At 47.4% G+C, this 12,601-nt stretch carries 12 protein-coding genes; 9 read left to right on the top strand and 3 right to left on the bottom strand.

The window, feature by feature from the left end; genetic code table 11:
- Positions 1 to 430: 430 nt before the first annotated feature.
- The 8 genes from ABGY95_RS03475 (at position 431) to ABGY95_RS03440 (ending at position 7,690) form a co-directional block, all read left to right on the top strand.
- Positions 431 to 586, top strand: a complete 156-nt coding sequence (locus ABGY95_RS03475) for a hypothetical protein (protein WP_347440312.1) — start codon at positions 431 to 433, stop codon at positions 584 to 586.
- Positions 587 to 1,299: 713 nt separating this feature from the next.
- Positions 1,300 to 2,001 (top strand): metallophosphoesterase, encoded by a 702-nt coding sequence (locus ABGY95_RS03470; protein WP_347440311.1) that lies wholly within the window; start codon positions 1,300 to 1,302, stop codon positions 1,999 to 2,001.
- Between the two features lie 72 nt (positions 2,002 to 2,073).
- Entirely contained in the window at positions 2,074 to 2,205 is a 132-nt protein-coding gene (locus tag ABGY95_RS03465; RefSeq protein ID WP_347440310.1) for a hypothetical protein, read from the top strand.
- 421 nt (positions 2,206 to 2,626) lie between these two features.
- On the top strand, positions 2,627 to 3,805 hold the full coding sequence (locus tag ABGY95_RS03460; protein WP_347440309.1) for a substrate-binding domain-containing protein: 1,179 nt from the start codon (positions 2,627 to 2,629) through the stop codon (positions 3,803 to 3,805).
- A gap of 315 nt (positions 3,806 to 4,120) precedes the next feature.
- Complete coding sequence (locus tag ABGY95_RS03455) at positions 4,121 to 4,270, top strand: hypothetical protein (RefSeq protein ID WP_347440307.1); 150 nt, start codon at positions 4,121 to 4,123, stop codon at positions 4,268 to 4,270.
- A gap of 207 nt (positions 4,271 to 4,477) precedes the next feature.
- Positions 4,478 to 5,386: a uracil-DNA glycosylase gene (locus ABGY95_RS03450; RefSeq protein ID WP_347440306.1), complete on the top strand. Its 909-nt coding sequence runs from the start codon at positions 4,478 to 4,480 to the stop codon at positions 5,384 to 5,386.
- 592 nt (positions 5,387 to 5,978) lie between these two features.
- Positions 5,979 to 6,320, top strand: coding sequence for a hypothetical protein (locus ABGY95_RS03445; RefSeq protein ID WP_347440304.1), 342 nt, complete (start codon positions 5,979 to 5,981; stop codon positions 6,318 to 6,320).
- 236 nt (positions 6,321 to 6,556) lie between these two features.
- Entirely contained in the window at positions 6,557 to 7,690 is a 1,134-nt protein-coding gene (locus ABGY95_RS03440; RefSeq protein WP_347440303.1) for a choloylglycine hydrolase family protein, read from the top strand.
- Positions 7,691 to 8,142: 452 nt separating this feature from the next.
- Here the strand turns inward: ABGY95_RS03440 and ABGY95_RS03435 are convergent, their stop codons facing one another.
- Entirely contained in the window at positions 8,143 to 9,174 is a 1,032-nt protein-coding gene (locus tag ABGY95_RS03435; RefSeq protein WP_347440302.1) for a hypothetical protein, read from the bottom strand.
- 106 nt (positions 9,175 to 9,280) lie between these two features.
- Here ABGY95_RS03435 and rseP point away from each other — a divergent pair, with 106 nt between their 5' ends.
- Positions 9,281 to 10,756: an RIP metalloprotease RseP gene (gene rseP, locus ABGY95_RS03430; RefSeq protein WP_347440300.1), complete on the top strand. Its 1,476-nt coding sequence runs from the start codon at positions 9,281 to 9,283 to the stop codon at positions 10,754 to 10,756.
- A gap of 265 nt (positions 10,757 to 11,021) precedes the next feature.
- Here rseP and ABGY95_RS03425 read toward each other — a convergent pair whose 3' ends face one another.
- The gene (locus ABGY95_RS03425; RefSeq protein ID WP_347440299.1) at positions 11,022 to 11,483 is read right to left on the bottom strand and encodes a cell division protein FtsH; all 462 of its coding nucleotides are present in this window, start codon (positions 11,481 to 11,483) and stop codon (positions 11,022 to 11,024) included.
- Between the two features lie 238 nt (positions 11,484 to 11,721).
- The coding region (locus ABGY95_RS03420; protein WP_347440298.1) for a hypothetical protein at positions 11,722 to 12,601 on the bottom strand (880 nt) is incomplete at its 5' end.

The following is a 12,601-nucleotide window of genomic DNA, read 5'->3' as shown; positions in this document are numbered from 1 at the left end:
GAGTCTTCAGAGATGCGAGATCCACGGCATGAGGCCGAGTTTGATCTTCTATCAGAGAGTTTCTGAGCGACGTTGTAGTTGTAGCCTCCACTTGGTGACAAGTTACGCTTCAGCTCTCGTCTGATCGTTGAGACGTTACGTCCGATCGTTGAAGCTATGGATGTGCGTTGGACTCGCCCTTGCGGCGTAGGATAGATATGGTATACCGCTCTTCGCGGCTCAGATGTTTATAGGTCATGTGGCACAGGCTCGGTTTTGAACGGTGGAGCCAGTGCTGATACTAATCAGCATCTGGGCCGTTGTTCAAGTTAAGCGGTGCACTTCCGGTTTGAATCCAAGATGTGATTTCGACCCCATACAGGTGTTTCCACTGAAGGCTACCTATATTTTTAGCGTTAGTTTGCCTGCGATACATAACCTAATTATTTACATGATAGAACTACCTCTAACAAATTCATTTTGGCACACCCGTGCCGATGAAAAGCTCTCTGAGCCAAAACCATCAGAGTTCCTTCTTCGTTTTGATCTCAGCCAAGATATTTTCAACCCACTTTGGCTCGTGCAGGGCGCATCATACCTAAATTAAATCTCCATTCAGATGATCGAAGGAATTGATATTCCTGAGGATTTCAAATACCTAAAACAGGTCAAGAAATAGGCGGTTTCGTCATTCTTGATGATGAACTCACTGATGATATCCCATCGATTTTTTTGGAGGATTTTGCTGATATAATGAAGCATGTGGTCGCACCCCCCACTGAAGCCAGAGATGTAATGATCCTCTCACTCCCGAAAAAGTATCATCGGAAAGTAGGTGAGTAATGCAGCCTGACTGTTATGCTCCTTTTTTCGGAGGACCAACTGAAGCTAAGCCAATCATACCTCAATGGGTGAGCATTCGCGTCAACTTGGACAATGAAGTGTAGAGCGTTGCATGGTGACCAAGCAGCGAATACCAAGAATCCTACAAGACAAGCGCGGAGTCACTATTGCTTCCCGTAAATTTCATCTGCACGATCTACGCTGCTCAATTCGACCTGGGCTATTAAGGCTATTCCGAAACGAAATAATGCTTTCAATGGTAGAGCGCGGTTATGAGATCAGCATCAACGAGTTTACTCCACGTCTTCCAAGAAAGTAGTGAACCTCATTTAGGAAATTAGCGAAGGAGGGTATAGTATGCTATTACTCAGAAGTTAGGCATGCGCTACTTTGAATAAAGTCTTTCCTCAGTCTTAACATCGTCTACGCTTTTTACAAAAAAAGGAGAGGACGAAAACTCATACCCATACCTCTTCAATGCATACTATTCCATCTAATCACAACCTCTATTTGATGGGGGATTACCATCAAGGATTCATCGAGCTGATTTACAATTTAGAAGCGATGCCCCCGAACACATCACTCATTATTTTAGGTGACTATGATGCGTACGAAGCAAAAGACCTCGTCGATCTAGCAACGATTGCTGAAAAGCACCAAGTGGTGATGTACCTCATGCGTGGAAACCATGACAATCCGAAATATTGGCAAGATCGGAAATTTTCGGAGCAATTGAAGAATGCTTGGTTTAATCTCCTCGAAGATATAGATTTGATTGTATACCGTGACCTTAAGCTGATTGCTGTGTCGGGTGCTGTGTCTGTTGATCGGACCTGTTTGAGGTTTGATAATGGGCACTGTTGGCCTAAAGAAGAGGGGATTCCTAAAGATTCAGTTCAACAAATTAAAAAATTAGGTAAATGTGATATACTCCTTACTCACACTGGAATAATTGATGGGATAACTGTCAAAAACCATTTCATAGATACGTATGCAAGCACAGATGAAAATCTCATTAATGACATTCAAGAAGAACGGAGGGTGATTGAGAAGCTCCAGATTACTTCAGGATGCACTAAACATTACTTTGGACACTTCCATCAATCATGGAGTGCTGATAAATTTGGTGTAAAGTATAAATGTCTGGGCATTTGCGAAATTCAAAAAGTATCATCCTGAGGGCACAATGAGCTTCCCCAAAATCCTAGGCAGGGGGTGTCCTGATGCATTAACATGAACCAAGGACAAATCATGAAACGTAAACACAGACGACACAGAGAGGAGTTCGACATTAGCCTAGAACCAGAGGTTTCGCCGCGTCTTCGTAAGGACCTAGCTATGCCCCAGCGACGAGAAGAAATCCTAAAAAGGCTGCGCTCATAGTGGGCAACGACTCTCACGCTTGATCTGAGCTAATCAATGATATGAGGGCACCCAATACATCAGTCAGAAACTGCGAAGCCTGCTTGCACCACTCGGCATCGATCTGTCTATATCAGGTAAGGGAAATTGCTACGATTATGTCTGCTGTGAGAGCTTCTTTAGTTCGCTCAAATGTGAGCTAGTACCAGACAGTGGATACTTTGAAACACGAAGTGAAGCTAGGATTGCTATTTTTAAGCATATCGAGGGCTTCTACAACACAAGGCGCAAACACTCATCGTTGGGGATCTATCACTCGTGCTGTTGCTAGAACTTTACTCCAACCTTGAAAAAGCAGCATAACTAACCTACCAATAACTTAGGCATTCCTTAAGCAAAATCAGTGGGGAGGCTCAAAAAACTGCTTCGTTAGATTGACTCTATGGATACTCAGACAGCCTCTGGCAAAACCTCAAAAACAATTTTGGTAGCCTTCGATTGGTACGACCATCGAATTTACCGAGGAATTGCCCAATACTGTGCTGAGCACAACTGGCATCTATCGCCGTACTTGTTCTCGGACCGGACGATTCCAACTAATTGGAAGGGTGATGGAGCGATCACGTGTTATGGTGAGACCCTGTCGGATTTCATCCTCTCGCTCGACATGCCGAAGGTGGATATCACCCACAATCCATTGCCCACATCCATTCCTCGCGTCACGGTGGACAATGACCAAATCGGCAGACGTGCAGCGAAGCACTTCTTAGAGCGAGGCTACCGGAATTTTGCCTTTTATTCTTGGGAGAGCATGGCGGTAAACCAAGTGCGTAAAGACGCATTCATTGAGACCTTGGAAGACGAAGGAGTGCTTGAAGAAGGAATCCATATTATCCAACAACCGAGCATCCAAGTGATGCATGATTGGGACACCCATATGGAGTCGATGATTGAGCAAATCAAAGACCTCCCGCGCCCCCTAGCAGTCTTTACTGGTCAGGATAATCTGGGTGTGACTCTGGTAGAGGTTTGTACCCGGGCCGGCATTTCAGTGCCGGATGAGATTGCGGTGTTAGGAGTCGATAATATCGATTTCCTTTGCGAGTGTGCCGTGGTTCCGCTCTCGAGTGTGGACACAAATCTAACCGAGCTTGGCTATGCGGCAGCTGCGCAGTTAGGCAAGCTGATGAATGGTGAAATTGACAACAACGAGCCGCCGGTGACGGTCGCGATCAAATCGATCATCAACCGCCGCAGCACTGAGGCTCTAGCTGTGACGCATCCCGCAGTGGCAAAGGCTCTAGAGCTTATGCGCAGGGAATTTAAGAACGGTCTTGTGCTCGAGGATGTCTACGAGTATTCGGGCTTATCCAAGAGGGGCTTAGAAAAAGCATTCAAGCGCCACCTCAACGATTCTCCAGCAGCTGTGCTCCGACGCATCCGTCTAGATTATGCTAAAAATTGTCTCTCACAGACGGATATCAAAATCGACTCAATCGCGGTCGCTTGCGGGTATTCCAATAACTCAAACCTAAGTCACGCATTCAACCGTGAGATAGGGATTTCACCTCAGGAATATCGTAATATCTATCGCTTGCCTTTGTTTAAGGCAAAGCGATAGGCCGGAGTTATGCCACAAGCTGTGAATTTAACTTCAACAAGGGAACGTACTTCGTGGATTCAATATGAAAGTGAGACCATCTAGTTGGTTGTTAAAAAAAAGATGGAGTTTGGTGTTTTTCTGTCGAGGCTTTTTCGTGGTCGGCGATTCAATTTCTGTTTCACAATAGCTTGGAGTCGATGTGAGCGAAAATCTATGATTGATCGCTCGGCACGCTTTATCCATTGGACAACAATGAGCTTTACTAGAAGTCAACCGCCACCGCATAAAGCTCTAAGATCATTGACGAGTATCACGAGATCATGCTGCATCTTTATGAAATTCATTCCAAACACTGAAATCAACTCGACTATTCTACAACTCGCTCAGTGTGATAACCTAGTTTCTCTAGGGGACAGCCAAAAAGACGTGGTATCGCGTATGGGCCAGCCAGTCGGGGATACGGGTAATGTAATGCTTAGCTAGATATTTCTGTCTACGATCATAATGAAATCTATTTCAAATGTAATCGACTGTTCTTGGTTTAGGAGGTTAGGGCCCACATAACGATGCCAGATGGAATGTTGTCACTTTGTGGCCAATGTCGAAGTCGGAATTCATCGCGTGTGTATGATTGTTTTTGGCGACGTGAATGCCCTTGACTGATTTGCTCTGCGTGGGGAGGCTTTGTGCATGTCCGCAGTAGCAGAGCCATTGATCGATTACCTTCGCCAACTAGAGCGTCAGGGTGAGACGTATGTGCATCTGGATGATCGTTCTCGCTTAATTTTAAGGGAGTTCTTCGTACGAGCGAGGGGAAAATCAAAAAACTCATCTGGCCACCCTCAAGTTTCTTCTGTCGCTGAGAGAGAGGTGGAACAAGCCAAGGTGCAAGTTGCTGAGGTTGTAGCTCCAGCAATAGCTCCAGCAATAGCAACACTAGCTTCGGAACCTAAGGTGGCGGCTGTTACTGCACAGGTGTCGTTGAGTAACTCTCTAGAGGGGCTGAAACATCAACTAGCTGAAGATGCAGAGCTGAAATCGCTGGGAACTCTACGCGACAAATTGATTTTTTCTGAGGGGGACATCTCAGCCGATGTGATGTTAGTTGGTGAAGCACCGACCTACCACGACGAGCTGAAAGGAGCTCCATTCTCTGGTCCAGCCGGTAAGAAAATGGAGGAAATTCTAAAGGCGATGGGGCTAGAACGTGGTGATGTTTACCTCACCAACATCGTGAAGTATCGGCCATCTATGCCCAATCAGACGACCAACACACGCATGCCAAATGCGGCTGAAATACAGGCTTCTATGGGTTACTTGATGGCTGAAGTAGCGGCTGTGAAACCTAAGGTTCTCATCGTGTTAGGTGCGACAGCAGCCAAGAGTTTGATCGGAGCTGCTGTGCCGGTGTCAAACATGTTGGGACAATTTCATAAAGTGGCAGGTATCCCAGTCCGCGCGACCTACCACCCGAGCTATTTGCTGCATGCAGGGATAACTGACGAAAAGCGCGCTGTATGGAAAGACATGATGGAGGTGATGGAGCTGCTGGAAATGCCGATTAGCGAAAGGCAACGAGGCTTCTTTAAGAAGAAGTAGTTGGTTTATCAGTCGTTCAGTAATGTTATCCTCCGTCCTATGTGACCTGTTAAGTAGCAGCGCAGATGACAATCTGCGTGGTAGATGAGCGCCATTGGCTTTGAAGCTAAGACAGTTTGATTTCTTTATCCACCACTTGCGTACTTGGATTTGAGCATGCTCAAATCGGTAGTCTTAGCATAAATAGTATCTGCGACCATCACAAATAGATCGTGTTTGAGATGCCCAATTATTTCTAATAATTGGCGAAGGAAGATTTTGTTGGTGGGAAGAGCTAAATACAATTTTTTTGAGTAGTGTTTCACAGCCAGCTTACTTCGACCCTCTAATGCTGAAGCGGCTTAGTGCGTGTACATCTCTAAATTTCCTAGCTAGCAATAGCATACTTCATGCCCAGTGGTTAAGTGGCGCATTAGTACCCAAGGTAGGTAAAATCGATCATCTCAGTTTGGATGGCCGACCCGAGGCTATCTGGTCGAATCTCTCCAAAATTTGGCGAGGCGCTATCTAGCCAATGACAAAACTTAAGGTAACCTCCGCCAAGTCAGTATTTGAGTGACAGCGCTCGATTTGAAATTTCTAGTGGGTAGCTGTGTCCCATTTTGTGACGTTAGGTGAAGTTGATGCTGCCCAGCCTTGTGATTTATTTTATAATCTCGGGGCTGTGGTTACGTCTCTCCTCGAACTCAAGGGTTGCAAGGCGTTGAGCATCTCTCAATTTTATGAGCGTTTAGAGCTGTTTACGCGCCACCTTAGACGTTGCCTGATTAATAAGTACGGTAAAGAGCTCATTGATCGTGCGCGTGTCGATCAAGCTAGTGAACTTCGAGACGACAAGTCCACTAGGCGCGTAGTCAAAATCAAGGCGCTGGTGGCCACTAACCTACTTCTATCCCCAGTTTATTTTCTAATAAGAACAGCTCAAGGATCTTAGGAAATGCTCAAACGTGGGCTAATGCCAAATAGCGCATATTTTGAAACACGACGTGACGCCAGGATTGCTATTTTTCAGCATATCGGGGGATCCTACAACACAAGGCGCAAGCACTCATCGTTAGTGAATTTATCACCTGTGCAGTGCCTAAAGCTAGACTTCAACCTTGTAAAAGCAGCATAACTAACCTAACAATCAGCTAGTCACTTCCTAACCAAAATCCGTGGGGAAGCTTGATGTCCACAAAACAAGAAACGCTTAATATTGAAACAATGAAATTCACTTCAAAAACAAAATGGTCGGTGACTCTACTGCTGCAGTTGACCTTAGCCCACGTGGTGATGGCATGCACCGGTATCATCCTACGTGGCGAAGATGGCACAACTGTTGCAGCTCGTACTATGGAATTCAGTTTTGATATCCAATCCAACATCCTCATTGTACCTGCTGGCACGGAGATCACGACTCTTTCTTGGGATGACGCAAATGAGGGCTTCACCTACAAAGCCAAATATGGTTTTGGTGGCGCAAATTGCCTTGGTAAGCCCGTCGTTGTGGACGGCGTCAACGAAATGGGGCTGTACTTTGGAGCGTTCTATTTTGCGGGAAGTGCGACATTCGAGAAGCTCAGTGATGAGAACCGAGCCAAGGCTATTTCCAGTGAAGAGTTGGGCAATTGGATCCTTTCTCAATTCGCCTCGATCAAAGAGCTGAAGGAGGCATTGCCGCAGAAGGTAGTTGTCGGAACGCATATTGATGTGATCGACGGATTTGCACCATTCCACTACACGGTCACCGATTCGAGCGGCGCCTCAGTGGTCATTCAATACACTAAGAGGGGCCTCACCTTCTTTGACAATACGGTGAACGCAGTCACAAATGATCCGACATTCGACTGGCACAAGACCAACCTGCAGAATTACGTAGGATTGAGCCCTGTGAACCGGGAGGAGATCACCGTGGGTAAACTAAAACTCCGCCCATTTGGCCAAGGTACGGGCCTCATCGGCTTGCCTGGCGATCATTCATCACCCTCAAGGTTTGTCCGCGCTGTGGCATACGCCAACACCGTGCTCCCCTCTGCTAATTCCGCCGAGACAGTTTTCAATGCCTTCCATATTCTCAACAACTTCGACATCCCCAAAGGCTCGATCCGCGAAGCATCCGGAGATGAATTGACAGACTACACGGTCTGGACCTCCGCCGCTGACACGAAGAACGGCATCTATTACTACAAGACCTACAAGACCCAGGCTGTAGAAAGCGTGAACATCAGAAAAGCGGTCGCCGATATGAAAGCTCCTAAAGTTCTGGTGATGGAAAGTGGGTTTTCGGTGCGTGATCGGACGGAGGAAGCCAATAGTAAATAATTATTTCGGCTGATTTCCGAAGTAATTGGGCAGAACTAGGCGGTGCTGGACAATCTGCTATCTGCTCCGAGGCGAAGTGATTTATGTGATTATAAATTTTAGACCGCAGTTGTGGGCGCGTCACTCATAGCCGTTTCCAGACCTTCGACCTTCGACCTTCGACAAAAGCAAACAACAACATCCTCCGCTAACCGTTTGTAATATCTAACAGATTCCTAATCTATTGGCTCAAAGCACATTCAGCTCTGAAACTTTCGTAACCACAGCAAAGACTGGAGTAAGGAGGAGACGTTCCTTTTGATACGCTGCAGATGTTTAAAATTCTAATCCAGCAATGTTTCACGGTATCAGCGGTGAAGCTACAGTGTATCAAATAGGAGACAGCTAGCCGCTGGGGTATTCCAAATTGAGCGGTGTTATTCAAATACTGGCTTGGCGGAGGTTACCCATAGTTATTGGTCTCCGGGCTCACGTAGTTGGTGACACTTATCGATGATTAAGTCTCTGAGGTGGAACACGTGAACGCGCAGGTCTTCAAATTTATCGTCTTCCTTCGTGAGAGTATTGCAGGCTGCGACCGCGCTATTACAGGCCTCAAGGGTGCGTTTTAGGACGGCGAGAATGTAACCATCTTCTAGTTTACTGGATTCTTCTGGCCAAGTTTCGTCGAGGCTATCGAAAATGTAGGCAGTCGAAAGTGCGAGTTCGCTGCGCGGACCTTGATCAAGCATGGAGTCGCCCAGTAGGTCGAGCGCTTGGGATTGAACTAGAAGGGCATGCTTAACGACGGGCTCGCGGCCATTGAGGTTGACCTCTTCAACCTCGTAGGAATTAGGGTCGAGATCTGAACTTGGTGGTCCTTCGCCGAGGAACCAAGTTACTTCTTCTAGGGTGTCGCGCACTCGTAGGCGCTTTTCCCATTCAAATTCATCGACTTCGCCTTCGATTTCTTTGACCTCAGACTGGGCTTCAGAAGCTGTGAGCATGAGCTCCATGAAATGTTCCATCGCCATGGCGTTGTCTTTCTTTTGCTTCTTTTCTCCAGCCTCGTCGAGCTCCCATTGGTGGTTTGAAATCTGTACGTCGTAACCAGTGGTTTCCAGCATGACCCGGCCGTTAACTAAGCTGTACCACTCGAGACTGAGGGCATTTTTCCAACCGAAGGAAATGTCCTTGTCCTCAAGCCCAAATTCTTCGATTTCTTCAGGAGTGACGAGCGGGATTTTGACCTTTTTGGAGGCAGTCATGTCACCGATCACCCCGCGTTGGAGTGTGTGAAAATGCTCGATCAGTTCCTCTTGTAGCTCAGGCTTTGGATTGGTGAAGTCGATCCGTGTGCCAGCTAAATCTCGCCAACAATTTCCTCGGAGCAGAATTTTTACAGGTCGCTCCATTCCTTTGATTTCCAGCCCACCTCGGGTAATTCCCGGGGTAGTATTGTCAATCCAGCCCTTCACTATCGCCTTATCAATATGGAATGCCATACTTACATGATGACCTAAATATCTAGTCAGTCAATAGGTCGCTGAAGGAAATCAGTGTATCCGCTTGTCAACGACGCTTTTAGGCGTAGATTCTTCTTCAATATTTATGGAAACTTTTCTGACTATCCTTAAGAACATCGGGATAATTCTCGCTGTTATTTTCAGTTTCAACGTCATCATCTTTGTGCACGAGCTCGGGCATTTTTTAGCAGCACGCTGGCGTGGGCTAGAGGTTGAGCGTTTCCAGATCTGGTTCGGCAAGCCAATCTGGAAAAAGACCATCAATGGCGTCCAATATGGATTGGGATCCATCCCAGCAGGAGGATTCGTTGCTCTGCCTCAAATGGCCCCGATGGAGTCGATCGAAGGGGACAACCTCGAGCGCAAAAATCCGCTACCACCGATTTCACCTTTAGATAAAATTATCGTCGCATTCGCTGGGCCACTTTTCAGTTTCCTGCTAGCCCTTGCAGCTGCTGTCACGATTTGGCAGATAGGTAAGCCAAATGATTTTCTGGAAACTCAAACTGTCGGCTACGTTGCGACTGAAATGCCTGCAGCTAAAGCAGGGTTGAAAGAGGGAGATGAGATTATCAAAATCAATGGTGACAAAGTCCACGGATTTGGCGGAAGCCTTGACTCCATTATGGAGAGAATTGTTTTCAGTACTGGTGATAAGATCACTCTAACGATCAACCGTCCGGGTATCGGGGAAATGGAGGTTGTGACAGGTTTCCATGTGGAGGAAGCCAGTAACTTCACCAAGCGTGATGGGGTGCGCCAAATAGGAATCTTACCAGCTTCAACTGTCATTGTTGAAAACTTGTTCAAAGGTGGGCCTGCTGAGTTCAGTGGCTTTAAGGTAAATGATAAAATTCTCAGTGTTGATGGTGAAACGATCTATAGCGTTGGGCGCTTTCAAAACCTTATCGCCGAGAGTGGTGACAAACTTTTGAACGTGGTTGTTCTCCGTGGGTCTGAGGAAATCACGCTGCAAACCAAACCTTTGGTTCCAAGTAATGGCTATAGAAATAACCCGGCAAAAGACCCTACGCCGATGATCGGAATGGGCTTCAAGAGCCCGTATAAAACCGGGCTCGTTTACCCAGGGCCATGGGAGCAAATCACAGCCACTGGCCGCATGATGGTGACTACTATCAGTGCGCTTACATCCAGTGATTCCAGTATCGGTGTGGAGCAGCTCTCAGGTCCTGTAGGCATTGGTAAAGTCCAATTTCACATCCTTCAAGGTGAATACCCTATCCGACAACTCCTTTATTTCTGGGTACTGTTTAATGTGAACTTAGCGATCTTCAATCTCCTGCCGTTTCCAGTGCTCGACGGTGGCCATATCACCATGGCTACGATGGAGTGGATTCGTAAAAAACCACTCAACACCAAGGTGCTCGAAGTGGTACAGACAGCCTTCGTCGCACTCTTGCTCACGATGTTTGTCTACGTCACGATGAAGGACAGTTTCACTAGTTTTGTAAGATCGGCACCAGAACGTGAAGAGGGGGGACCTAGCAAGCCCGAGTGGTCTGAACAAGACTTACAGAAAGCTCTCAAACCAAGTGCCTAAAATAGCAAATTATGTGGGAAAAAGATCTGGACTCGTGAAGCCCACAATGACGGCGAAAATGATGATGAAGACATAGAGTGCAATCATCAAAATTGCCAAAATCCTCGTCAATTTCCAAAAGCTGCGTTGTTGATCCAGCGCAGCTTCGAGGTCGATAGAATTGGGGTTATTTTATCAGGCGAGTGATAGCTCTGTAGTATTTGTGGAGCTTTAAACAAGGAACTTCAGCTCACAGCAGTCGACGGTATTGATTTCTAGAAATCTACTACGATTTTCTCTGGGCTAATTCTAAGTGGTGTTTGGCGGCGCGGCCGCTGATCGATTCGTGCTCTAGCAGCTCTTTGGCAATCGCTTTGACTGCTGCCCAAGTAGCTTTGTTCGAAAGCATGTGTTGAGTTTTATCGAGAGTTTTGTGGATCAACTTGGTGGCTTGCTTTGGGTTGCCAGCGCGCGATAGGGCGAACTTCTCTACCATGCGAAGATCTTGCGCTGCCCCCTGCAGGTTGTATTGGCCAGAGACACGCCCTTCCGCTGCCATGCCCGCGAGCAGGATGAGCATTTCAGCTTCCAACTTGTCCTGAACCTGCTTGCTGCGACCCTTCTGCATCGTTACCGCACCAAGTCTATTCTGTGAAGGGATGATGCTGACTTTTTGTACCGCACGTCCCATCTGGAGAGCCATGACGGCGTGGCCGGCTTCGTGGTAGGCGGTGAGTTCTTTGCGCATGGGGTGGAGGAAAAAGGAAAGATAGGAAAGGATAAAGGGAAAAATGTGGAGGCTTGGTGAGCCCCAGTGTCCAAAGTCGAAAGTCTAGGTTGATCGCGTGGTCGCGATTTCAGTCATACTCCCCAAGTCCCCAGACTTTGCTAGCCTGACTTTCGACCTGCAGACCTTCGACACTTACCCGTGTCATTGAGCACCCAATACCTCAGTTGTGTGGAAGTTAGGGAAAAGGCTAAAGCCTTTACTCCGCTGGTATGCCGAAGAGGGCGACAGCTAGGCAGAGCAGGCCGGCGCAGGAGAAGAAGAGCATCTTGCCGTGGCTGTCAGCTTTCTTAGCCATCAGGGCTGCGACGATGCACTGGAGCAGGTAATAAACAGCAAACGCACGGGAGGCGATGGAGATGACCTCAGTCACTGATGTCAGCCAGGTGAGGGTCACGGAAACCACCATCACTAACAGGTAGGCTTTCTTGCTTGGTATTTTGAAGACATCTTCTAGCAATCCACCAGCTGCGGCTTCATCGGCAACAGAAGCTGAAAACTGGCTACCGACAGCAGCGACGGTGAGCAACACAGGCAGCACCACGGCCACTGGGGCTGTGAGCTTGATCACCTCGGTCACATCGGATCCTAGGCCTGGGTGGAACAATACAGTCATCAGGCTGATGAAGATGATGTAGATAACGGAAGAAATCCATTGAGCCCGGCGCATGGTGAGGATGCGTTCTTTAGGCGAATGTTCGGCTCCTAAATAGCGCGAGGTCTCAAAGCCCTGCACCACAATCAAGAGACCTAGGATGATGCGGAAGTCAGTCGAGGAAAATGCTTCAGGAGCGGCAGGTAGCTGCCAAGAACCTGAGTTAAAGAGACCGATGTTGTGACAGAACAGCGCCACTAACAGAGCGCTGATCATTCCTAGGTTCAGGCTGATAGCGTACTTTTCTAACTTCTCCATCGAGCTCAGCCCGTGGGTGATACCAATCACCGAGATTCCAATGAGAATAGTCGAACTGAAGGACTTGGCAGCAATGGCTGAATCGATACCAAAAATATGGAGCACGAAGACAGCTAACAGCTGAAGGTAGTAGGCGACGGATATGAAATACGCCAAAGCTAAGACC

The organism is Rubritalea sp., from assembly GCF_039830215.1.
In the GTDB taxonomy this organism is placed as follows: Bacteria; Verrucomicrobiota; Verrucomicrobiia; order Verrucomicrobiales; family Akkermansiaceae; genus Rubritalea.
This window is presented reverse-complemented; position numbering and strand designations above follow the sequence as displayed.

Excerpts from the sequence above, each read along its gene's own strand:
- ABGY95_RS03475 (WP_347440312.1), top strand. The coding sequence starts at position 431 with ATGATAGAACTACCTCTAACAAATTCATTTTGGCACACCCGTGCCGAT.
- ABGY95_RS03470 (WP_347440311.1), top strand. The coding sequence starts at position 1,300 with ATGCATACTATTCCATCTAATCACAACCTCTATTTGATGGGGGATTAC.
- ABGY95_RS03465 (WP_347440310.1), top strand. The coding sequence starts at position 2,074 with ATGAAACGTAAACACAGACGACACAGAGAGGAGTTCGACATTAGCCTA.
- ABGY95_RS03460 (WP_347440309.1), top strand. The coding sequence starts at position 2,627 with ATGGATACTCAGACAGCCTCTGGCAAAACCTCAAAAACAATTTTGGTA.
- ABGY95_RS03455 (WP_347440307.1), top strand. The coding sequence starts at position 4,121 with ATGAAATTCATTCCAAACACTGAAATCAACTCGACTATTCTACAACTC.
- ABGY95_RS03450 (WP_347440306.1), top strand. The coding sequence starts at position 4,478 with ATGTCCGCAGTAGCAGAGCCATTGATCGATTACCTTCGCCAACTAGAG.
- ABGY95_RS03440 (WP_347440303.1), top strand. The coding sequence starts at position 6,557 with ATGTCCACAAAACAAGAAACGCTTAATATTGAAACAATGAAATTCACT.
- ABGY95_RS03435 (WP_347440302.1), bottom strand. The coding sequence starts at position 9,174 with ATGGCATTCCATATTGATAAGGCGATAGTGAAGGGCTGGATTGACAAT.
- rseP (WP_347440300.1), top strand. The coding sequence starts at position 9,281 with ATGGAAACTTTTCTGACTATCCTTAAGAACATCGGGATAATTCTCGCT.
- ABGY95_RS03425 (WP_347440299.1), bottom strand. The coding sequence starts at position 11,483 with ATGCGCAAAGAACTCACCGCCTACCACGAAGCCGGCCACGCCGTCATG.